The sequence below is a fragment of the Streptomyces sp. NPDC051776 genome, from assembly GCF_040681345.1.
Lineage (GTDB): Bacteria > Actinomycetota > Actinomycetes > Streptomycetales > Streptomycetaceae > Streptomyces.
Window position 1 is genome coordinate 1 of the sequence record NZ_JBFAYQ010000026.1, and the last position, 22,828, is coordinate 22,828.

Here is a 22,828-nt window from a genome sequence, read left to right on the forward strand (position 1 = left end):
GGTGACATGGAAACAACGCTGCTGGGTGTCGGCGTGAGCCACGGCGTGGCGATCGGAGAAGTGCGGCACATGGATGCGCCCTCGCGCGGTTTGTATGGAGATGGACGGGGTCAGGCGGGCGAGGTCAGTCCTTGAACGTCTCGCTCTTGACGGCTTCCCAGGCGCCGCCCTTGACCTCGTAGACGGTGAGCTGCTTGTTGGTGGTGTCGCCGTACTCGTCGAAGGCGACCTTGCCGGTGACGCCGTCGAAGGAGACGTCCTTGAGGGCCTCGGTCACCTTGGCGCGCGCGTCCTCGGGGAGCTTGCCGTCGTTGTCCTCGACGACCTTCTTGACGGCCTGGATGACGGACCAGGCGGCGTCGTAGGAGTAGCCGCCGTAGGCCGCGTACGGGTCCTTGTAGCCGGCTGCCTCGTAGTCCTTGATGAAGGTCTTGGCGGAGTCGAGCTCCTCGACGGGGTAGCCGACGGAGGTGGCGAGGTCGCCGTCGTTCTTGGTGCCGGAGGCCTTGATGAACTCGGGGTCGTAGATTCCGTCGCCGCCCATGAGCGGGATCTCGGCGCCGGCGCCCTTGATCTGGTCGGAGAGCAGGCCGCCCTCGGGGTACTGGCCGCCGAAGTAGACGGAGTCGGCGCCGGAGTTCTTGACCTTGTCGGCGATGCTGGAGAAGTCGGTCTCCTTGACGGTCAGGTGGTCGGTGCCGACGACCTTTCCGCCGAGGCGCTTGAATTCCTTGGCGAAGATCGATGCGAGGCCGGCGCCGTAGGTCTGCTTGTCGTCGATGACGAAGACCTTCTTCTTCTTTGCGTCCTTGTAGTAGTACTGCGCGGCGAAGCGGCCCTGGATGACGTCCGTGGTGGCCGTGCGGAAGTAGGTCTCGAAGGGGCGCTTGAGGTCGCCCTTGGCCCAGTTGTCGCCCTGGCTGAGTGCCGGGTTGGTGTTGGCGGGGGAGACCTGGGCGAGGTCGGCCTTGGCGAAGACGCCCTGCATGGACTGGGCGACGCCGGAGTTCAGGGGGCCGACGACGCCGAGGACCTCGTCGTTGCCGGTGAGCTTGGTGGCGTTCTGCTGGCCCGACGCGGGTACCGCCTGGTCGTCGAGGGCCTCGACCTTGAAGGTGACCCCGTCGACCTCCTTGTTCTTGTTGGCGGTCTTGGCTGCGAGGTCGGCCGAGTTCTTGATGCCCTGGCCGAGCGCGGACAGCGATCCGGTCAGCGGGGCGTCCACGCCGATCACCACGGTGGTCTTGCCGCTGTCGCCGCCGCCGTCACTGCTGTCGTCGCGCGATCCGCACGCGCTGAGGGTGAGGGCCCCTGCCGTGATCGCGGTGGTGAGTATGAGCAAGGAACGGTGTCTCACGAGTGTGTCCTCTCCCTGGCCCGGCGCCTCGCTCGAGGTGCCGATCGCGTGCCGGACGAGTCCGGTTGTCTCTATGGGCCGAACTGTGAAAGTGCTGTGTGCATCCGGCTGCGCCGTGACTGGCGGTGACTCTAAGCGCGGGGGGCTGCCAGGGGCAGAGGGCCTGGCCATGATGTGACTGTCTTGTTATGCCGAACACCGTGTCCGGCTATCGGTGTAGCCCTAATAGCCATTCATAGTGGGCAAATCTGGACAAGGTGTCCGGTCCGTATGGGGAGAAGCTGCAGTTCTGCTAAGCAGTCCAGGGTGTCGCGGGTCACAAGGGTCGGAATGCGGCGAATGGTTGTTCGCGCGCTCCGCTTGTGCAGGTTGGGTGAACATCGCCGGCGCCGTATCGTATGGCCCCGTTATCACGGAGTGTTACGGCCGTGGGTTCCGCCGTTGTCCGCCGGGGAGCCCGTTTCGGCCCCGTGCACCAGGCATTGCTGCCGCACCTGACGGTCCATCGCCTTCTTCGCGGCGGCCTCGCCACTCCGCGAACGCTCGGCCTTCGCCGCCGCCACCACCTCGTCGAGGATGTCCCGCTGCACGGTCGAGAGGCCCTTCTGCTCCCAGTCCAGCCCGGCGCCCCGTCCGTCCCGCAGCATGACGTCGGCCCAGTACCCGACGATGGTGATGCACAGCTCCTCGGGTGAAGTGCCGTGTGGAGCCGGAGAGTTGGCCGCACGGGGCTCCGGGGCGGAGCCGGTGCATCCCGCGAGGGGCGCGGCGGTCACGAACGCCGCGACCGCGCACACCAGAGCGCGGCGCAGACGGTGCCTGCGCCGTGGCCCTCCCGGGTGCGGCCGGAGGCCGGACGGCCCCATGGGGTACGTCCGGTCCGTGTACGGCCCGTGTCCGCCGGGCTCGTGAGCGTACGGCCGTTCCACGAACGGCCCTTCCGTTTGTGGCTCTTCTGCGTACGGCGTCCGCCCCACCCGTCGCGCACGAGTGCCGCCCCCGCCAAGGTCTGCCCGGTAGCGGGGCGTCCCGGTGCGGTCGGATGCAAGGCGCCGGCCCGGTCTCGGAGTGGGCGCACTCGGCTGATCCGGCAACGCGGCGGACAGCCGTGCCAGGGCGGCGAGCGGGCCAGACCTCGGCGGGGGCGGCACTAGCCCGCCGCGCCGTCCTCGGGAACCTCGCGGAGCAGACACGTCAGACGCGCCGTGCACAGCCGCCGGTCCCGTTCGTCGGTGATCACGATCTCGTAGGTGGTGGTGGTCCGTCCGCGGTGCACGGGCGTGGCGACGCCGGTCACCAGGCCCGAGCGGATGCCGCGGTGGTGCGTGCAGTTGAGGTCCACCCCGACCGCGATCATGCTGGGGCCGCCGTGCAGCATCGCGCCGATCGAGCCGAGCGTCTCGGCGAGCACGGCCGAGGCACCGCCGTGCAGCAGCCCGTACGGCTGGGTGTTGCCCTCCACCGGAAGCGTGCCCACCACGCGATCCGGGGCGGCCTGCAGGACCCGCAGGCCCATACGTTCGCCGAGGTTCCCCGCCGAGAACAGCGCGGGGAGATCGAGGCCGCGTCCGGCCCACTGGTCGAGGATCTCCTGCGGGAACTTCGTGCTGCTCTGCTCACCCATGGGGCCCGGCTCCGATCGGCGGTTCTCTGCCACAACGCTGATGTTCGTTGCAGTGTGCACCGTCCTATCAGGTGCCCGCAGTGACTCCGGCCCCGGGCCCCGCCATCACGCTCGCCTCCAGCCGGACGACGACGGCCTTGGAGACGGGCGTGTTGCTGACGTCCGCGGTGGAGTCCAGCGGCACCAAAACGTTGGTCTCAGGAAAGTACGAGGCCGCGCAGCCCCGCGGCGTCGGGTAGTGGACGACCCGGAAGCCGGGCGCCCGCCGCTCGCTACCGTCCTCCCACTCGCTGACCAGGTCCGCGTGACTGCCGTCGGCCAGGCCCAGCTCCGCGGCGTCCTCGGGACTGACCAGGACGACTCTGCGACCGTTCCTGATGCCGCGGTAGCGGTCGTCCAGGCCGTAGATCGTGGTGTTGTACTGGTCGTGCGAGCGCACCGTCTGCAGCAGCAGCCGGCCCTCGGGCACCTTCGGGTACTCCACGGGCGCCGTGCTGAAGTTGGCCTTGCCCGTGGCGGTGGGGAAGCGGCGGCTGTCGCGCGGGGGGTGTGGCAGCGTGAAACCGCCGGGGCGGCTCACCTTCGCCTCGAAGTCCTCGAATCCGGGCACGACGCGGGAAATGCGGTCCCGGATCGTCGCGTAGTCGCGTCCGAACTCCTCCCACGGCGTACGGCTGTCCTCGCCCAGTACGCGCCGGGCCAGCCGGCAGACGATCGCCGGCTCGGACAACAGCTGCCCGCCCGCCGGCTCCAGCCGCCCGCGCGAGGCGTGCACCATGCCCATCGAGTCCTCGACGGTCACGAACTGCTCGCCGCCCTCCTGCAGATCGCGCTCGGTCCGGCCGAGCGTCGGAAGGATCAGGGCGCGCGCCCCGGTGACCACGTGCGAGCGGTTGAGCTTGGTGGACACGTGCACCGTCAGCCGCGCACGGCGCATGGCGGCCTCGGTCACCTCGGTGTCGGGGGTGGCGGAGACGAAGTTGCCGCCCATGGCGAAGAAGACCTTGACCCGGCCGTCGCGCATCGCGCGGATCGACCGTACGACGTCGAGACCGTGCCGGCGCGGGGGCGCGAAACCGAACTCCTTCTCCAGGGCATCGAGGAAGGCGGGCGCGGGCCGTTCGAAGATGCCCATGGTGCGGTCGCCCTGCACATTGCTGTGGCCGCGCACAGGGCAGACGCCCGCGCCCGGACGGCCGATGTTCCCCCGCAGCAGAAGGAAGTTGACAACCTCCTTGATGGTGGACACGGCGTGCTTGTGCTGGGTCAGGCCCATCGCCCAGCACACGACGATGCTCCTCGACTCCAGGATCATCCGCAGGGCCCGGTCGATGACGTCCCGGTCCAGCCCGGTGGCACGCAGCGTCTCGTCCCAGTCCTGGGCCCGTGCCGCGGCGGCGAACTCCTCGAAGCCGTGGGTGTGCTCGGCGATGAAGTCCTCGTCGATCGCGCCGGGGGCCGAGGAGGCCGTGCCGGAGGTTTCGGCGTGCGCTTCCAGGAGGAGCCGGTTCAGCGTACGGAAGAGGGCCTGGTCGCCGCCGATGCGGATCTGCAGGAAGAGGTCGGTGAGGACGGTGCCGCGACCGAGAAGGCCGCGCGCGGTCTGCGGGTTCCTGAACCGCTCCATGCCCGCCTCGGGCAGCGGGTTGACGGTGATGATCCGGGCACCACGGGCCTTGGCCTTCTCCAGGGCGGAGAGCATCCGCGGGTGATTGGTGCCCGGATTCTGGCCGGCCACGATGATCAGGTCGGCGCGGTAGAGGTCCTCGAGCAGCACACTGCCCTTGCCGACGCCGAGAGTCTCGGTCAGCGCCGAACCCGACGACTCGTGGCACATGTTGGAGCAGTCGGGGAGGTTGTTGGTGCCGAACTCGCGGGCGAAGAGCTGGTAGAGGAACGCGGCCTCGTTGCTCGTACGGCCCGAGGTGTAGAAGACCGCCTCATCGGGGGAGCCCAGGGCGTGCAGCTCCTCCGCGACGATGTCGAAGGCGCGCCCCCAGGACACCGGCTCGTACGTGTCGGCTCCCTCGGGCAGGTACATGGGCTGGGTGATCCGGCCCTGCTGGCCCAGCCAGTAGCCGCTGCGGGTCGCGAGCTCGGTGACGGAGTGCGCGGCGAAGAAGTCCGGGGTGACGCGGCGCAGTGTCGCCTCCTCGGCGACGGCCTTCGCGCCGTTCTCGCAGAACTCGGCCGTGTGGCGCCTGCCGGGCTCGGGCCAGGCGCAGCCGGGGCAGTCGAAGCCTTCCTTCTGGTTGACCCGCAGGAGCGTGAGCGCGGTGCGCATCACTCCCATCTGCCGGTGGGCCATGCGCAGGCTGTGGCCGACGGCGGGGAGGCCGGCGGCGGAGTGCCGTCGGGGCGCGACATCCGGTGCGTCCTGGACGGGGTCTCCCGCGGGGGGCTTGCCTGCCATGTCGCTGCCTCCTCTGCGCCGTACCGCGCTCCCTCCCGGCAATCCTTGCACGCCGCAGGGGCTCCGCGCCGGGCGCCCACCGTGCCGGAAGCGGGGCACGCGTACAGAGGGCTCGCGGAGGTCACATGCCGTTGCCGGGGGCGAGCGTACGAGTGTGGGCCCGCGCGTGGGAGGGGACGCGGACGGGCGTGCGGGAGAGGACGCGGATGGGACCGTGGGAGGGGGCGGGAGTGGGCGCACGGCCCACAGCGCTGTCAGTGTTCCGTGGCAGGATCGGGGACGTGGCAGAGACAGCAACGAAGAAGACCGCACAGACCGCCCCCTCCGCCGGGGCGGCGACCCGTCCGCGCCTGATGCTCCTGGACGGCCATTCCCTGGCGTACCGGGCGTTCTTCGCCCTGCCCGCGGAGAACTTCAGCACCACCACGGGCCAGACGACCAACGCGATCTACGGCTTTGCGTCGATGCTGGCGAACACGCTGCGCGACGAGTCGCCCACCCATCTTGCGGTCGCCTTCGACGTCTCCCGCAAGACCTGGCGCTCGGAGGAGTTCGCCGAGTACAAGGCCAATCGGTCAAAGGCGCCGGACGAGTTCAAGGGCCAGGTCGAGCTGATCGGCGAGCTGCTCGACGCGATGTGCGTACCCCGCTTCGCGGTGGAGGGCTTCGAGGCGGACGACGTCATCGCCACCCTGGCCACCCAGGCCGAGGCCCTCGGCTGGGACGTGCTGATCGTCACCGGGGACCGGGACACCTTCCAGCTCGTCAGCGATCACGTCACGGTGCTCTACCCGACGAAGGGTGTCAGCGAGCTGACCCGCTTCACCCCCGCGAAGGTCGAGGAGAAGTACGGGCTCACTCCTGAGCAGTACCCGGACTTCGCCGCGCTGCGCGGCGACCCGTCCGACAACCTCCCCGGGATCCCGGGCGTGGGCGAGAAGACAGCCGCCAAGTGGATCAAGCAGTTCGGCTCGTTCAGGCAACTGGTCGAGCGGGTCGAGGAGGTCAAGGGCAAGGTCGGCCAGAACCTCCGTGACCACCTGGAGGCCGTCAAGCTCAACCGCCAGCTCACCCAGCTCGTGCGGGACGTGGAGCTGCCCGAGGGACCCGAGGCGCTGGAGCGCAGCGGGTACAACCGGGAGGCGCTGTCCCTGATCCTGGACATGCTGGAGTTCCGCCACCAGAACTTCCGGGACCGGCTCATGGCCGCCGACCCGGCAGCGGGGATCGCCGAGGAGGCACCTCCCGCCCCCGGCGTGGAGCTGGACGGCGAGGTGCTCGCCTCCGGCGAACTCGCCCCGTGGCTGGAGCGCCACGGTGACGGGCCGGTCGGCCTCGCCACGGTCGACGCCTGGGCCCTGGGCAGCGGGAGCGTCAGCGAGGTCGCGCTCGCGCTGGGCTCGGGCACGGCCGCCTGGTTCGACCCGTCCGAGCTCGACGAGGCGGACGAGCGGGCCTTCGCCGCCTGGATCTCCGCCCCGGACAAGCCGAAGACCCTGCACAACGCCAAGGGCGTGATGCGGGTCTTCGCCGAGCACGGCTGGACGGTCGGCGGCGTCACCATGGACACCGCCCTGGCCGCCTACCTCGTCAAGCCCGGCCGCCGGTCCTTCGCCCTGGACGCCCTGTCCGTGGAGTATCTGGGCCGTGAACTGGCCCCGGCCGCGGACGACGGCGGCCAGCTCGCCTTCGGAACCGACGAGCAGGCCGAGAAGGACGCGCTGATGGCCCAGGCCCGGGCCGTACTGGACCTGGGCGAGGCGTTCGAATCCCGGCTGCGGGACGTCGGCGCCGCCGGCCTGCTGCGTGATATCGAGCTGCCGACCTCTGCGCTGCTCGCCCGCATGGAGCGGGCGGGGATCGCGGCCGACCGCGGCTGGCTGGAGCGCATGGAGCAGCAGTTCGCGGACGCGGTGCAGCAGGCGGTGAAGGAGGCACACGCCGCCGTCGGTCACGAGTTCAACCTCGGCTCGCCCAAGCAGCTGCAGGAAGTTTTCTTCGGTGAACTGGGCCTGCCCAAGACCAAGAAGACCAAGACCGGTTACACCACGGACGCCGACGCGCTCGCCTGGCTGGCCACCCAGACCGACCACGAACTCCCGGTGATCATGCTGCGCCACCGCGAGCAGGCGCGGCTTCGCTCCACCGTCGAGGGACTGATCAAGACGGTGTCGCCCAGCGGCCGTATCCACACCACGTTCAATCAGACCGTGGCGGCGACCGGCCGGCTCTCCTCCACCGATCCGAATCTGCAGAACATCCCGGTCCGCACGGACGAGGGTCGAGCCATCCGGCGCGGCTTCGTGGTCGGCGAGGGCTTCGAGTCGCTGCTCACCGCCGACTACAGCCAGATCGAGCTGCGGGTGATGGCTCATCTCTCCGAGGACGACGGCCTGATCGAGGCGTTCACCTCCGGTGAGGACCTGCACGACACCGTCGCCTCCCAGGTCTTCTCCGTGGCCAGAAGCGCCGTCGACCCCGAGATGCGCCGGAAGATCAAGGCGATGTCGTACGGGCTGGCGTACGGGCTCTCGGCGTTCGGCCTGTCCCAGCAGCTCAGCATCTCGCCCGACGAGGCGCGCGGTCTGATGGACACCTACTTCGAACGCTTCGGCGGCGTCCGCGACTATCTGCGCCGGGCCGTCGACGAGGCGCGCGCCACGGGCTACACCGAGACCATGCTCGGCCGCCGCCGATATCTCCCCGACCTCACCAGCGACAACCGCCAGCGTCGCGAGATGGCCGAGCGGATGGCGCTCAACGCCCCGATCCAGGGCACCGCCGCGGACATCGTGAAGATCGCAATGCTGCGGGTGGACGAGGCACTGACCCGGGAAGGACTCTCCTCGCGGATGCTCCTCCAGGTGCACGACGAAATCGTGCTGGAGGTGGCACCGGGCGAGCGGGACGCGGTCGAGAAGCTGGTGCGGCGCGAGATGATCGGCGCAGTCGAACTGCGCGCCCCGCTCGATGTGTCGGTGGGATTCGGCCGGGACTGGGAGTCCGCCGCGCACTGACGGGGGGCGCCCGGCGACGTACACCGACCGGGCACCCGGCACAGACGAGGACGGCTGCCGGTGCGCGCTGCGGCGCAGCCGCTCTGCCGCGCCACCGCACACCGCCGGTCAGCCGCGCCCAGCGGATGGCGGCGACTGTGCGTCGGCCGACTGGGCGTGCGCGTGCAGCGCCGGTCCAGGCGTGTGCCTGGACTTGTGCCTGTGCGTCGGCCGACTGGGCGTGCGCCCGGCCTTCCGCCTGTCCGCGTCGAAGTGGGTGGCGCTCGCCTGCCTTTGCGTTTGGGGATCCGCCTGAGGCTGAGCTGCGCCTGGGCCTGCGCTTGTGCCTGGGCTGGCTTGTGCCGGGCCCCCGCGTCCGGGCCCGGGCCTGGGCCTGCGCTTGTGCCTGGGCTGGCTTGTGCCGGGCCCGCGTCCGGGCCTGGGCTTGGGCTTGTGCCTGGGCCTGGGCTTGTGCCTGTGCGTCGGCCGACTGGGCGTGCGCCCGGGCTTCCGCTCGTTCGCGTCGAAGTGGGTGGCGCTCGCCTGCCTTTGCGTTTGGGGATCCGCCTGAGGCTGAGCTGCGCCTGGGCCTGCGCTTGTGCCTGGGCTGGCTTGTGCCGGGCCCCCGCGTCCGGGCCCGGGCCTGGGCCTGGGCTTGTGCCTGGGCCTGGGCTTGTGCCGGCGCTTGGGCCCGGCCAGGGCCTGGGGGCGAACGCCGCGCGCCGCAGGACGTACGCGCTCGCGGGCAAGGCGCCCCGCAGGTCAAGACCCGGCGCACCGCTGCTGCGGTCTTCATCCCGTTCCGGGCTGCTCCGCACGGCCGCGGATCCGTACCGCCGCCGCGTACACAGGCAGGCCCAGCACAAGTCCCGCGCCCGCCCCGAACATCGCAGTGGGGACGAAGTCCAGCGGTGACGGATCGGCGGTGAGCGTCATGATCGTCTCGTACGAGCGCAGACAGCGGTGCACGACACCCGCGAGGAGCGCAAGCGCCAACAGGGCGGCGGCGAGCAGCCGTTCGCGGCCGGTCAGCCCCGGGACGGCAGCGGGCGCGGGCGTCTCCCGCGGCAGTCCGCGCACCGCCGTGACCAGAAATGCGCCGATCACCAGCAGCGCGAGCGCCGAACCGCCGTACTGCGCGTACGTATAGAGGGGGAGGCCCGCCACGACCTCGCCCAGCGCCGGAAGGAGCCGCATCCCCCAGCGGTCCAGGTGCGTGAACGCGTCCCACACGATGTGCGTCGCCGCGCCCAGCACCGCCGACACCCAGAACCGCAGCAGCAGGGGCGCGACCCCCTCGCCCCGCGAGGACCGGCCACGCACCAGCGCCCACGCCCGCCCCTGCCAAGACGGCGGCAGCAGCGCCAGCAACGGCTCGCGCAGCAGCAGCCACCCCGCGATGAGTACGGCCGTCACCAGTGCGTCCACGGTCAGCACTCCCGCCGGGGAGTGGGTGAAGTCCCCGAACAGCATGGCGCCGGGGAGGACGGTGTCAGCGAAGTAGGTCATGTCCGGCGCGAACGAGCCCGCGACCAGCGCCGAGGCAATCAGCGGCCCCCTCGCGCCCGTACCGTCCCGGCGGATGGCCGGAAGTACCGCCGCCGCATGGCTGAGCGTGAACGGCATGCTCCCCCTCGGTCCCGCGGCCAACGCCGCGATCGACGTGTCGACGTCATCGACATCGACGTGATCGCCGTGATCGACGCGATCAACGAGAACGACGCTTAAGCCCGGGGCCCCGGTTGCCCGAAACCCCCGCGGTCGTGGTCCGGCCGTTCGGTCACCTCCGTCCCCTCCCGCCCTCTTCCGTTCTCACACCCATCGTCCAAGGCGCCCCTTCGGGATCCTTCGTCGCTGGAGCGGCGTGTTCCGGAATCCGCCGAACCGCACGCGCGAACGAGGTGAAATCTGGGCAGGAGCCGATGACTCCTGGTCCGAAGTTGCCGTAGGGTCACCAGAGTTCGCGCAGGGGGGATCCACGTGCGCGACGCCGCAGACCGGGCCGGGGGCAACACCCCCGCCGCACGCACAGGGGAGGACGTACGGATGGCAGCCCAGTTCGGACGGCGCATACGCAGGGGAGCAGCCACCACGGCCGTCGCAGCGCTCGCGATGGCGGCGCTCACCGCCTCCCAGGCGCCCGGCCTGCTGGACTCCGAACGGCAGTCCGCGAGCGGCCCCTCGCCCGCGACCGAGACCCCCATCGACGGCGGCTCGCCGTACTACACCGATCTGCCGCCCCTCAACACCCCCGACAAGCCCCGTGCTTCCGCCGGACTGCCGGGCAAGGGCAAGGCCGAGGCGGGCATCCCGGAGACGGTCCTCGACGCGTACAAGAAGGCTGCGGCCGCGCTCGCCGGCAGCAACCCCGGCTGCAACCTCCGCTGGGAACTGCTCGCCGCCATCGGCAAGGTCGAGTCCGGGCAGGCCCGAGGCGGGCGGGTCGACGCCGAAGGCACCACCCTCTCGCCGATCGTCGGACCACAGCTCAACGGCGAGGGGTTCGCCGACATCCGCGACACCGACGGCGGCGCGTACGACGGCGACACCCGGCACGACCGCGCCGTCGGCCCGATGCAGTTCATCCCGTCCACCTGGGCGAACTGGGGCGCGGACGGCAACCGCGACGGCGAGAAGGACCCCGGGAACATCTACGACGCGGCGCTCGCGGCGGGCCGCTACCTGTGCGCGGGCAGCCGCGACCTCTCCGACCGGGCCGACCTGGAGCGGGCGATCCTCGGCTACAACCGGTCCCAGGAGTATCTGCGGACCGTCCTGTCCTGGTTCGAGTTCTACAAGAAGGGCACCCACCATGTGCCCGACGGGACGGGCGTCCTGCCCGCCGGGACCGGACCCGACGGTGAGGACGACGGCGCCCAGGGCTCCGGTGCGGGCCCCGGGGGCGCGAAGGACTCGGCAGATTCCCAGGGTTCCCGCAACGGGCCGAAGAACTCCCCGGTGAAGGACGAGGACGAGCCGCAGCCGCCGAAGGAGGAGGACGGCGAGGCCGGTACGCCCGACCCGGAGAAGCCCGCCCCCGCCGCGACCGTCACCGCCTTCGCCCATGTCGGCTCCCGTGAGCTGACAGCCACCGCAGGAGGGGAGTTCGCCGATCCGCCCCGCGTACGAACGCGCGACGCGTCGGGCAAGGCGGTGGCGGACGTCCCCGTGCGGTACGAGATCCGGGGCGCGACCGAGGCGCGCTTCCCCGGCAAGACCGTGCGTGTCACCGTCCGTACCGGCAGCGACGGCACGGCCTCCGCGCCGAAGCTGCTCGCGGGCGGCAAGGCGGGCGACTTCACCGTACGGGCCACGGTCGTCGGGCGCACCCTGCCCGCCGTCGACTTCACGGCCGCCGTCACGGTCGCGCCGGCGCCGGAGGCGGACGCTCTCGCCCGTACGAGCGAGGAGCCGCTGAAGGCGGAGACCGGCGGCGAGTTCGCCGAGCCGGTGGAGGTCAAGGCCACCTGCCAGGGCGCGGTCGCGGCCGGTGTGCCGGTGACCGCCACCATGATCACCTCCGATCCGGACGACCCGGTCGTCAACGACAAGGGCCCCTACTTCAAGGACGAGGACGACAAGCCCGTCCGTACGCTGGAAGCCCTCAAGACCGATGCGAACGGCCTCCTGAAGCTGCCGAAGATCTTCACCGACGAACGGACGGGGACCTTCCTCCTCCGGCTCACCACCGAGGGGGGCACCACGCTGACACTGGAGCTGGAGGTCACCGAGCCCGCGGGCGGGGGCCAGTAGCCGCTGCGGGCCCGCGACCGGGGGCCAGTAGCCGCTGAGGGGCCTGCGCCCCCGCGCGACCGGCAGCCGGAGCCCTTCCACCGGCACCATCCGTACACCTCGCACCGCTCCTCGTGCCCGCCAGGGCCGGGGACCGGTGCGACGTGTTCTCATCTGCGCCGCCCGTTGCTACGGTGCCCCAGCCCCAAGCTTTCTGACGAGCCGTCAGTCAACGACAACGCCCGCCCGCGCCCTCACATCACGGGAGGCCGATCATGCGCGCACTGGCAGCCGCCGCCATCGGACTGGCCGTGGCCCTCGCGCTCGTCCTCACCGTGACCGCGATCGGTGCCCCCAGCGGTGGGACCTCACCGAAGCCGCTGCTCACCACCGTCCCCGATCACCCGTAGACCCCAGGACCACCCACGAGACCTGTACCTCCGTCCCCGACCACCCGCAGAGGGAGGGACGCACGCCATGAGCCGAGCAGTGCCCGCCCGCGAGACCGGCCCCGGATCCCCGGCGGCAACCCGGGACGGTCGCCCCGGAGGACGCCGCAGCCGGGTCGGCATGCGCCGCACGGCGAGCCTGGTGCTGCTCGCCCTCGCCGTGTTCTTCACCGCGCTGTCACCGCTCCTGCGCTGGTACGCCTTCCCGCGACTGGTCAAGATCCCGGCGAACCAGTACCAGGACATGGTCCTCGAAGCGAAGGACGCCACGCTCCTCGACTACGGCACCATGAAGCCCAGGACCGTCTCCAAGGTCACGATCGTCCAGACCCTCAAGGGCAACGTCGAGGCGTCGGAGAAGATCGAACGGACCGCCGGGCGCGACGTCGTGGTCTGGGACGGCCTGTCGTACGTCGTGGGCCCCGACGGAAAGATGGTCTCCGAGATCCCCGAGCGCTACATCTTCGACGCCCACACCCAGGAGCCGGTGCACGCCGACGGCGAGCACGTCGACGGCGACCCGGTCCGGCGCGAGGGCATCGAGTTCAAGTGGCCCTTCCTGACCGAGAAGCGCGACTACACTTATTTCGACGCGCAGGCCCGCGTCTCCGCGCCCATCCACTACAAGGGCACACGCACCTTCCGCGGCCTGGAGGTCTACTACTTCGAGCAGACCATCCCGTGGACCAAGGTCCCCATGCCGAAGAAGCTGCCGGTGAAGGGGATCACGCCGGAGTCGGTCGCCAAGACCGGTACGACGCGCTGGTACACCACCAAGCGCATGTTCTGGGTCGATCCGACCACCGGCGGTCCGGTCAACGGCCAGGAGATTCACAAGGAGGAGCTCCGCGGCGGCACGCTGCTCGGCGGACGCGAGAAGGTCACCGCGTTCGCCGGCCATGTGAAGATGCGCGAGGACTACATCGCCTCCACCGTGGAACTGGTTTCCTCGCAGCGGCAGTTGCTCCTGCTGATGACCCGTTACCTCCCCTTGGGCTTCCCGGCCCTGGGCGCCGGGCTGCTCGCCCTCGCGCTCGTTCTGGAGGCACGCGGGCGGCGCCCGGCGCAGCAGAGTCGCGACGACCGGCCCGGGGCCAGGACACGCGAACCGGCGGCGGCGCACACGGACCCCGTGCGACCGGACCCCGCATGAACGCCGCTGTGCGACGGGAACCCCGTACGTCCCACCACGCGAGGGGGACCCTGTATCAACGCCCTGTCCGCGACGGGGAGCCCGTGTGAACGTCTCTGTCCGGGACGGGGAGCCCATGTGAACGTCTCTGTCCGCGACGGGGAGCCCGTGTGAACGTCTCTGTCCGCGAGGGGGAGGCCCGTATGAACGCCTTGTCTGCGACCGTGCCCCCGTGTGAACGCCCCTGCGCGGTCGGCCCCCATTTGAAGGCTCCTGCGCCGGAACTCCTACGCGCGGTCCAGCCGCCCCTTCGTGTGCCGCGTCGGCTCCGCGGACGCCGGGTCCTCCGGCCACGGATGCTTCGGGTAGCGACCGCGCAGCTCGGCCCGCACGGACCGGTACCCATCGCGCCAGAACGACGCCAGATCGGCGGTGACCGCGGCGGGACGCCCGGCGGGGGACAGCAGATGGACCAGCAGCGGCACCCGGCCGCCCACGATCCGTGGCGTCTCCTGCAGCCCGAACAACTCCTGCAGCTTCACCGCGAGCACCGGTTGCCCGGCCGCGTAGTCGATCCGGATCCGGGATCCGCTCGGCACTTCCATCCGCTCGGGCGCCAGCTCCTCCAAGCGCGCCGCGTCGCCCGTGGCCCACGGCAGAAGCCGGGCCAGCGCCCGGCACGCGTCGATACGCTCCAGATCCGTCCGCCGCCCCGCGCGGTCCAGCTCCGGACCCAGCCACGCGTCCGGCTCCTCCAGCAGCGCGGCATCCGACACATCCGGCCACGGTTCGCCCAACTCCCGGTGCAGAAAGGCCAGTCGGCTGCGCAGCTCGGTCGCCTCCCGCGACCAGCGCAGCAATCCGGGGCCCTCGCGCCGCAACCCGTCCATCAGGGCGGCCCGCACCCGCGCCGGGTCGGGTGCGGCATGCGGTCGTACGAGCAGTTCGATCGCGCCCAGCCGCTCCACCCGCCGGGCCAGCACATCCCGGCGCTCCTCGGACCAGAGCACCTCCTCGCCCGCGGTGAGCAGCGGGGCGGCCGCGCGCCGCGCGGTCTCCTCGTCAGTCACGGCCGCCAGACGTACGCGGGCGGAAGCCGAGGTCACGGGCCGGTCGGCCACGGCGACGGCCAGCCATTCCGCCGCGCCGAGCCGCGAACCGTCCGCAAGTCCGGCACCCGTTCCGGATGCCATGAGGTAAGCCCCTCGGCCCCTGCTGCGCGCCACGCGCTCGGGGAACGCCAGCGCCACGACCAGCCCGGCTGCGGCGTCATCGGTCCATCCCCGCGCGGCCGTTGCCGCTCCCGTTCCCGCCTCGGACGGCCCACCCGCCGCTCGTGCGCCGCCCGCCCCCGGTGCGCCGCTCGCCGCCCGTGCGCCGCTCGCTCCCCGTGCGCCGCCCGTCCCGCCGGGGCCGGCGTCCGCGGCGCGGAGAGCGGCCTCGAGGCGTCGGGACTCCGCGCGCCAGCGAGCCGCGTACGCGTCGCCGCCCCGCCGTGCCGTACGCCATGCCGCCACCAGGTCGTCCCCATAGGCGCGCGGCGGCTCCTCCGACAGCAGGGCCACCACTGCCGCCGCGCGGCGTCCACCCACCGCATCAGCGCCGTCCACCAGCGCCCGGGCGAGCCGGGGGTGCACGCCCAGCCGGGCCAGCCGCGTACCGCGCGCCGTCACCCGCCCGTTCGCGTCCACGGCGCCGATCGCGCGCAGCACCTCGCGCGCGGCGGCCATCGCCCCGCCCGGCGGTGGGTCGAGCAGCGCAAGGCCCGAGGCGTCCGGATCGCCCCAACTCGCCGCCTGCAACGCGAAGGCGGTCAGGTCCGCGACCGTGATCTCAGGCGAAGGCCACCGCGGCAGGCGCGCGTCCTCCTCCGCGGCCCAGCAGCGGTAGACCGTTCCGGGGGCCTCGCGCCCCGCGCGGCCCGCGCGCTGCCGGGCGGCGGCGTGCGAGACCCGTACGGTCGTGAGCGCGCCGAGGCCCCGCGCGTGGTCGGTGCGCGGCTCGCGCGCCAGCCCCGCGTCCACCACGATCCGCACCCCCGGCACCGTCAGGCTCGACTCGGCGACCGCGGTCGCCAGCACCACCCGCCGGCCGTCCGTACCACAGGCCAGCACCGCGTCCTGGACCTCCGACGGAGCCCGGCCGTGCACCTGCAGTACCTCGGTGCCGCACCCGGCCAGGTGTCCCGCCACGCGCCCGATCTCGCCGACACCCGGCAGGAAGCACAGGACGTCTCCGTCCCGTTCGCGCAGCGCCCGTCGCACGACAGCGGCGACGTGCTCCAGCAGGGCCGGGTCCACTCGCATCCCGTGCGGCGGCTGTACGGGGCGGGCGGGCGGCGCCCACAACACCTCCACCGGATGGGCAGCGCCCGGCGCCTCGATCACCGGTGCCCGGCCGTCGTCCCTGCCGTCGTCCCTGCCGTCATCCCGGCCGTCGTCGCTGCCGCCGCCGAGCAGCCGGGCCCAGCCGGCGGCATCCGTCGTCGCCGATGCCGCGACGAGCCGCAGCTCCGGACGGAGCGTCTGCCGTACGTCCAGCAGAAAGGCGGCCGCGGTGTCGGCGTCCAGGTGCCGCTCGTGGCACTCGTCGAGGACGACGACGTCGACTCCTGCCAATTCCTGGTCGCGCTGCAGCCGCTGCAGCAGCACGCCGGTCGTCACCACCTCGACGACCGTCCCGGGCCCAGCGCGCCGCTCGCCCCGCACACTGAACCCGACCCGGCCGCCGACGCTCTCGCCGAGCAGCCACGCCATGCGGCGTGCGGCCGCCCGAGCCGCGATGCGCCGCGGCTCGGCGACGACGACACGCCGTACGAGGCGCTCGCCGGCGCCCTCGCCGTCCAGGAGCCCGGCCAGGGCCAGCGGTACCAGCGTCGTCTTGCCCGTCCCCGGTGGTGCGCACAGCACCGCGGTGCCGCCCGTCTCCAGGGCTTCGTCCAGTGCCGGCAGCGCGGCCCGGACGGGCAACTGCTCCCACGCGTCCCTCCGTGTCACGCGCCCAGTCTCGCAGCGCGACCGACAGCCCCGCCCCGGCCACCGGCGGGGCGTGCCAAGCGGATCGGCAGGACCGGCGACTACGCGGTCTCGCAGACGAAGACGGCGGTGCCCGGGATCAGGTGGCCCCGCAGCGGCGACCAGCCGCCCCACTCCTGGTCGTTCCAGTCCGGCCACTCGGGCTCCACCAGGTCGAGGAGGCGGAAGCCCGCGGCCACCACGTCCCGTACGCGGTCGCCCACCGTGCGGTGGTGCTCGACGTACACGGCCCGTCCGGACTCGTCCTGCTCCACGTAGGGCGTCCTGTCGAAGTAGGAAGCAGCCACCGACAGGCCCTCCGGTCCCGGCTCGTCGGGGAACGCCCAGCGGATGGGGTGGGTCACCGAGAACACCCAGCGCCCGCCGCGGCGAAGGACCCTGCGCACCTCGCACATGACCTGCAACGGGTCGGCTACGAACGGGATCGCCCCGTACGCGGAGCACGCCAGGTCGAAAGAGCCGTCGGCGAAGGGAAGTGCGCCCGCGTCGGCCTGGACGAGCGGGAACGCCAGCGGCACCGGCGACGGGCCGCCCGCGGCTTCCGCGCCCGCAGCATCCGCACCGGCCGAGCCGCGGTTGGGGTCGCCGCCGATGCGCCGCGCGTGCTGGAGCTGGCGGTACGAGAGGTCCAGCGCCACCGGCCGCGCACCCCGGGCGGCCAGCCAGCGGGAGCACTGTGCCGCGCCCGCCCCGACCTCCAGGACGTCCCGCCCCTTCAGTTCCGCCGCCGGGCCGAGCAGTCCGGCCTCCTCCTCGTCGAGCCCCTCCGGGCCCCAGACGAACCGGTCGTCGCCCAGGAAGCCGCCGTGCTCTCGGTGGTACTCGTCCGCGTTGCGGTCCCACCAGCCCCGGCTCGCCCGGCTGCTCTCCGTGTCCCCCACACCACGCCGAGTGGCCTCGGCTTCTTCCTCTTGGCTCATCGCGTTCGTCGTCGTAACCTTCGCAGAAACCTGTAGCTGCAGACTGCAGTGCGCGTTGTGTCGGGTATGGGGCTTTGTGCCGGCTTGTGCCCTAGGTGCGCTCTTCGCGCATTGACCATGCCCGGCCGCCCCCGTATGCTACAAGTTGCGCTGCGGGCCTGCGCACCTCAGACGGAGCAGGCTGCGCTCGCATCTGTTGTATGTCCCCTCGGTTGTCGAGGCGCATCGGCCCTGTGAAGGACGGCGTCTCCTCGCTGTCCGGCTTCGGCAGTGCGATAACGGGCTCCCGGCGTGAGCAGTACCTACGACCTCAATGTCCGTACCGGAGCCCTTTCCCACATGACGAGCAGCACCGAGACCACCGCCACCACTCCGCAGGTAGCGGTCAACGACATCGGTAACGAGGACGCGTTCCTCGCCGCGATCGACGAGACGATCAAGTACTTCAACGACGGCGACATCGTCGACGGCGTCATCGTGAAGGTCGACCGGGACGAGGTCCTGCTCGACATCGGGTACAAGACCGAGGGCGTCATTCCCTCGCGCGAGCTCTCGATCAAGCACGACGTCGACCCAAACGAGGTCGTCGCCGTCGGCGACGAGATCGAGGCCCTGGTTCTCCAGAAGGAGGACAAGGAAGGCCGCCTCATCCTGTCCAAGAAGCGCGCTCAGTACGAGCGGGCCTGGGGCACGATCGAGAAGATCAAGGAAGAGGACGGCATCGTCACCGGTACCGTCATCGAGGTCGTCAAGGGTGGTCTCATCCTCGACATCGGCCTCCGCGGCTTCCTCCCCGCCTCGCTGGTGGAGATGCGCCGCGTCCGCGACCTCCAGCCCTACGTGGGCAAGGAGCTCGAGGCGAAGATCATCGAGCTGGACAAGAACCGCAACAACGTGGTCCTGTCCCGCCGTGCCTGGCTGGAGCAGACCCAGTCCGAGGTCCGCCAGACCTTCCTCACCACCCTGCAGAAGGGTCAGGTCCGCTCCGGGGTCGTCTCCTCGATCGTCAACTTCGGTGCGTTCGTGGACCTCGGCGGTGTCGACGGTCTCGTGCACGTCTCCGAGCTGTCCTGGAAGCACATCGACCACCCGTCCGAGGTCGTCGAGGTCGGCCAGGAGGTCACGGTCGAGGTCCTGGACGTCGACATGGACCGCGAGCGCGTCTCCCTGTCGCTCAAGGCGACCCAGGAAGACCCGTGGCAGCAGTTCGCGCGGACCCACCAGATCGGCCAGGTCGTCCCCGGCAAGGTCACCAAGCTCGTACCGTTCGGTGCGTTCGTCCGCGTCGACGAGGGCATTGAGGGCCTGGTCCACATCTCCGAGCTGGCCGAGCGCCACGTGGAGATCCCGGAGCAGGTCGTCCAGGTCAACGACGAGATCTTCGTCAAGGTCATCGACATCGACCTCGAGCGCCGTCGCATCAGCCTCTCGCTGAAGCAGGCCAACGAGTCCTTCGGTGCCGACCCGACGGCGGTCGAGTTCGACCCGACCCTGTACGGCATGGCCGCGTCCTACGACGACCAGGGCAACTACATCTACCCCGAGGGCTTCGACCCGGAGGCCAACGACTGGCTGCCCGGCTACGAGAAGCAGCGCGAGGAGTGGGAGCGCCAGTACGCCGAGGCGCAGGCCCGCTTCGAGCAGCACCAGGCGCAGGTCGTCAAGTCCCGCGAGGCCGACGAGCAGGCCGCGGCCGAGGCCGGTCAGGCCGCCCCGCAGCAGGGCGGCGCCGGTGGTGGCGGCTCGTACTCCTCCGAGACCCAGGACAACTCCGGCGCGCTCGCGTCGGACGAGGCCCTGGCCGCTCTGCGCGAGAAGCTGGCCGGCGGCCAGAGCTGACACGCTCGCCGCTGAGCACGAGCTGAACTCGAGGCCCGTCCCCTTCGGGGGGCGGGCCTCGCGCCATGTCCGAGGAGCTTCGGACGCGCCTGCGCCCGCCCGCTGCTGACGGCGCGTCACATCACCCGTTCCGGAGATCATGTACGCGAACGGGGAATGTCCCCGCGGCCTCCGACGTTGATCAGGGGGGAACACGAGGAGGCGCGGTTACGGTGCTTGATCCGCAGGATCTGTACGCATGGGAGCCCAAGGGGCTCGCCGTGGCGGACATGGCGATCGCCCAGGACACGGCGGGATTCGTCATGCTCTTCCACTTCGACGGCTACATCGACGCCGGGGACACCGGCTCGCAGATCGTGGAGCGGCTGCTCGACCAGCTCCCGCACCAGACCGTCGTCCGCTTCGACGTGGACCGGCTCATCGACTACCGCGCGCGGCGCCCCCTGCTGACCTTCCGCAGCGACCGCTGGACCGCGTACGACCGGCCGGCACTCGATCTGCATCTCGTCCAGGACGCGACCGGCGCCCCCTTCCTGCTGCTCTCCGGACCCGAGCCGGATGTGGAGTGGGAGCGCTTCGCCGCCGCGGTGCGGCAGATCGTCGAGCGCCTCGGCGTCCGGCTCTCCGTGAACTTCCACGGCATCCCCATGGGTGTCCCGCACACCCGACCGGTCGGCCTGACCCCGCACGGCAACCGGCTCGACCTGATGCCCGGCCACCGGGCCTTCTTCGACGAGGCGCAGGTGCCCGGCAGTGCCGAGGGCCTTGTGGAGTTCCGCCTTGCCGAGGCCGGACACGATGTGCTGGGCGTCGCGGCGCACGTGCCGCACTACATCGCCCGCTCCCCGTATCCCGACGCGGCGCTCGCCGCGCTCGAGGCGGTCACGGCGGCGACCGGCCTGGTGCTGCCGGGCGTGGTGCAGACCCTGCGCACGGACGCGCACCGCACACAGACCGAGATCGACCGGCAGGTCGGGCAGGGCGACGAGGAGCTGGTGTCGCTCGTCCGAGGACTGGAGAACCAGTACGACGCGGTGGCCGGCGCCCAGACCCGCGGCAACCTCGTCGCCGAACCGGCCCAGTTGCCGTCCGCGGAGGAGCTCGGCCGGGAGTTCGAGCGGTTCCTCGCCGAGCGCGAGGGAAACGGCGACTGAACGGGACCGCCGCGCCTCCGGCCCCCCGGGCGACGGTGTCCGTGCGGGGCGGCTGAACTACGCTGGCCGCATGCTGAAGGTGGGCCTGACCGGTGGCATCGGCGCGGGAAAGAGCGAAGTGTCACGGCTGCTGGCGTCGTACGGCGCGGTGATCGTGGACGCGGACAAGATCGCCAGGGAGGTCGTGGAGCCGGGAAGCCCCGGACTGGCGGCTGTCGTGGCCGAGTTCGGCCCGGCGATCCTGACCGCGGACGGCACCCTGGACCGCCCCAAACTCGGAGGCATCGTCTTCAACGACCCCGAGCGGCTGCGCGCATTGAACGCGATCGTGCACCCGCTGGTCGGTGCCCGCTCGGCCGAGCAGGAGGCGTCGGCGCGCGGGGAGGGCGCCGTCGTCGTCCACGACGTACCGCTCCTCGCCGAGAACGGGCTGGCCGAGCTGTACGACGTGGTGGTGGTCGTGGACGCCTCCACCGCGACCCGGCTCGACCGGCTGGTGCGGCTGCGCGGCATGGACGAGGGCGAAGCCCGCTCCCGTATGGCCGCGCAGGCCACGCGCGAGCAGCGGCTGGCCGTCGCCGACCTGGTGATCGACAACGACGGACCGCTCGAGGCGCTCGAACCACAGGTCGGGAAGGTGTGGCAGGAGCTGCGGGAGCGCGCGGCGGCGGGATGACGGGGCGCGACGGCTCCGGTGCGGTGCGCGCCGGCCAGCAGACCGGCTCCGGGCGCCGTCTTGGCGCCGTCTTGACCGGGCGGCTCCGTGCGCCGTCTTGACCCGCCGGCGCTCCGAGCGCCGTCTTGACGGGGCGGCTCCGTGCGTCCGCTAGACCGGTCGAGGGGCTGACCGGCTCGGTGTGCCCGGCTGCGGGGCCGGCCGGTCCCACGGCCGGGGCTGTGCCGCCAGCCCGTGGACCCGCCGTAGACCCCGCCCGGGGAACGCCCATGGACTCTCCCCGCCGGGCCCACCCCCGCGTACGCCCGGGGAATGCCGGCCCGTACGGCGGTGTTGCCCGGACTGCGGCGGCACGAACCGTTGCGCTCAGGACGATGCCGCCGAGCCGCCGAGGAAGGAGCCGGCCGTGCCCGAGAGCACCCCCGCGACACACGTCATCGACTTCCGAGCCGCGGAGCACCTGCTGGCCGCCCGCGATCCGCGGGGCGCGATCCAGCTCCTCGACAAGGTGATCGAAGCCCATCCGGAGAGCGGCGCGGCGCGTCTGCTGAGGGCTCGCGCGTACTTCCTGGCGGCCCGACTCCGTTCCGCGGAGCGGGAGTTCCAGCACATCGTGGACCTCGAACCGGACAATGCGTTCGCCCATTTCGCGCTGGGCCGCACACTGCAGCGCGCCAACCGCCCGGACGAGGCCATCCGCCACTTCCGCTTGGCCGCGGCCCTGGACCCGCGCCCGGACTACGTCGAGGCAGCCCGCTTCGACGAGCGGGCCTGAGCGGGCCGCGGCCGTCTTGAGCGAGAATCCGTGGGGCAATCGAAGTGTCCGCGGTCAGGCAGGAAACCTGCCCCAACGGAGAGGCTCACGATGGAAATCTGGATCAACCCGGCATGCTCCAAGTGCAAGTCCGCGTTGACGCTACTGGACGCGGAAGGCGCCTCGTACACGGTCCGGCACTACCTGGAAGAGCCGCCGAGCCCGGAGGAGATCGAGGAGGTGCTGCGGCGCCTGGAGATGGAGCCGTGGCACATCACCCGCCTCGGCGAGCCGGCCGCGGCCGAGTTGGGCCTCGACACCTGGGAGCGCGACGCCTCGACCCGCCCTCGCTGGATCGAGGCCCTCGCCTCCCACCCGGTTCTGATCCAGCGCCCCATCATCACGGTCGACGACACCACGGCGGTGGTGGCCCGCACGGAGGACTCGGTCCGCTCGGTCCTCCCGTAACGGGGCGAGTGAGGGAGGCGTGCGCCTCGGCGCCCCCCGGGGCGCGGACACCGGCTGCCCTGGCCTCGTAAGAGGCGATCACGCACCTCGCGATCGCCGTCGCCAGAGGCCGGTTCGAGGACGCGGAGCAACTGATCACCGATCTGCGCACGGATTGGTCCCGGACCTGCAGATCCCGCTCATGGCCGGTTCGGTCGGCGCCGAACTCGCCTGCCGGCATGCGGCTCGCGGAGCCCGGCCCCCCACGACGGCGGAGGTCCGCTCCCGCCCCGCCCTGGC

The 22,828-nt window shown here is 71.6% G+C and carries 17 protein-coding genes; 10 read left to right on the top strand and 7 right to left on the bottom strand.

Going from position 1 to position 22,828, the window contains the following annotated elements:
- Positions 1–124: 124 nt before the first annotated feature.
- The 4 genes from AB0M26_RS20175 to AB0M26_RS20190 all read right to left on the bottom strand — a co-directional run bounded on the left by AB0M26_RS20175 (position 125) and on the right by AB0M26_RS20190 (position 5,394).
- Positions 125–1,357 carry a branched-chain amino acid ABC transporter substrate-binding protein gene (locus AB0M26_RS20175; RefSeq protein WP_365262930.1) on the bottom strand — a complete coding sequence of 411 codons (1,233 nt, stop codon included), beginning with the start codon at positions 1,355–1,357 and terminating at the stop codon, positions 125–127.
- 410 nt (positions 1,358–1,767) lie between these two features.
- Positions 1,768–2,133 carry a hypothetical protein gene (locus tag AB0M26_RS20180; RefSeq protein ID WP_365262932.1) on the bottom strand — a complete coding sequence of 122 codons (366 nt, stop codon included), beginning with the start codon at positions 2,131–2,133 and terminating at the stop codon, positions 1,768–1,770.
- A 374-nt stretch (positions 2,134–2,507) separates the two neighbouring features.
- Entirely contained in the window at positions 2,508–2,981 is a 474-nt protein-coding gene (locus AB0M26_RS20185) for a hotdog fold thioesterase (RefSeq protein ID WP_365262935.1), read from the bottom strand.
- 67 nt (positions 2,982–3,048) lie between these two features.
- A complete protein-coding gene (locus AB0M26_RS20190; protein WP_365262939.1) occupies positions 3,049–5,394 on the bottom strand; it encodes an FdhF/YdeP family oxidoreductase in 2,346 nt (781 codons plus the stop codon).
- Between the two features lie 353 nt (positions 5,395–5,747).
- On the opposite strand from AB0M26_RS20190, the gene polA reads away from it, so the two are divergent.
- A complete protein-coding gene (gene polA, locus AB0M26_RS20195; RefSeq protein ID WP_365263136.1) occupies positions 5,748–8,411 on the top strand; it encodes a DNA polymerase I in 2,664 nt (887 codons plus the stop codon).
- A gap of 771 nt (positions 8,412–9,182) precedes the next feature.
- Here the strand turns inward: polA and AB0M26_RS20200 are convergent.
- On the bottom strand, positions 9,183–10,016 hold the full coding sequence (locus AB0M26_RS20200; protein ID WP_365262942.1) for a DUF4184 family protein: 834 nt from the start codon (positions 10,014–10,016) through the stop codon (positions 9,183–9,185).
- On the opposite strand from AB0M26_RS20200, the gene AB0M26_RS20205 reads away from it, so the two are divergent.
- The 4 genes from AB0M26_RS20205 (at position 9,996) to AB0M26_RS20220 (ending at position 13,724) form a co-directional block, all read left to right on the top strand.
- Positions 9,996–10,118, top strand: a complete 123-nt coding sequence (locus AB0M26_RS20205; RefSeq protein WP_365262945.1) for a hypothetical protein — start codon at positions 9,996–9,998, stop codon at positions 10,116–10,118. The genes AB0M26_RS20200 and AB0M26_RS20205 overlap by 21 nt on opposite strands.
- 318 nt (positions 10,119–10,436) lie before the next feature.
- Entirely contained in the window at positions 10,437–12,143 is a 1,707-nt protein-coding gene (locus AB0M26_RS20210) for a lytic transglycosylase domain-containing protein (protein WP_365263139.1), read from the top strand.
- A gap of 254 nt (positions 12,144–12,397) precedes the next feature.
- Positions 12,398–12,532: an SPW_0924 family protein gene (locus tag AB0M26_RS20215; protein ID WP_365262948.1), complete on the top strand. Its 135-nt coding sequence runs from the start codon at positions 12,398–12,400 to the stop codon at positions 12,530–12,532.
- Positions 12,533–12,692: 160 nt separating this feature from the next.
- Positions 12,693–13,724 (top strand): DUF3068 domain-containing protein, encoded by a 1,032-nt coding sequence (locus tag AB0M26_RS20220; RefSeq protein WP_365263142.1) that lies wholly within the window; start codon positions 12,693–12,695, stop codon positions 13,722–13,724.
- A 266-nt stretch (positions 13,725–13,990) separates the two neighbouring features.
- Here AB0M26_RS20220 and AB0M26_RS20225 read toward each other — a convergent pair whose 3' ends face one another.
- Together AB0M26_RS20225 and AB0M26_RS20230 are read right to left on the bottom strand one after the other, a co-directional pair.
- On the bottom strand, positions 13,991–16,699 hold the full coding sequence (locus tag AB0M26_RS20225) for an ATP-dependent helicase C-terminal domain-containing protein (protein ID WP_365262951.1): 2,709 nt from the start codon (positions 16,697–16,699) through the stop codon (positions 13,991–13,993).
- A gap of 80 nt (positions 16,700–16,779) precedes the next feature.
- Positions 16,780–17,658, bottom strand: a complete 879-nt coding sequence (locus tag AB0M26_RS20230; protein ID WP_365262954.1) for a methyltransferase domain-containing protein — start codon at positions 17,656–17,658, stop codon at positions 16,780–16,782.
- 339 nt (positions 17,659–17,997) lie between these two features.
- On the opposite strand from AB0M26_RS20230, the gene rpsA reads away from it, so the two are divergent.
- From rpsA to AB0M26_RS20255, 5 genes are all read left to right on the top strand, one after another.
- A complete protein-coding gene (gene rpsA, locus AB0M26_RS20235) occupies positions 17,998–19,497 on the top strand; it encodes a 30S ribosomal protein S1 (RefSeq protein ID WP_365262956.1) in 1,500 nt (499 codons plus the stop codon).
- A gap of 212 nt (positions 19,498–19,709) precedes the next feature.
- The gene (locus AB0M26_RS20240; RefSeq protein WP_365262959.1) at positions 19,710–20,651 is read left to right on the top strand and encodes a PAC2 family protein; all 942 of its coding nucleotides are present in this window, start codon (positions 19,710–19,712) and stop codon (positions 20,649–20,651) included.
- 70 nt (positions 20,652–20,721) lie between these two features.
- Positions 20,722–21,327: a dephospho-CoA kinase gene (coaE, locus tag AB0M26_RS20245; protein WP_365262962.1), complete on the top strand. Its 606-nt coding sequence runs from the start codon at positions 20,722–20,724 to the stop codon at positions 21,325–21,327.
- Between the two features lie 406 nt (positions 21,328–21,733).
- Positions 21,734–22,102 (top strand): tetratricopeptide repeat protein, encoded by a 369-nt coding sequence (locus tag AB0M26_RS20250; RefSeq protein ID WP_365262965.1) that lies wholly within the window; start codon positions 21,734–21,736, stop codon positions 22,100–22,102.
- A 90-nt stretch (positions 22,103–22,192) separates the two neighbouring features.
- On the top strand, positions 22,193–22,549 hold the full coding sequence (locus tag AB0M26_RS20255; protein ID WP_365262968.1) for an ArsC/Spx/MgsR family protein: 357 nt from the start codon (positions 22,193–22,195) through the stop codon (positions 22,547–22,549).
- Positions 22,550–22,828 lie beyond the last annotated feature (279 nt).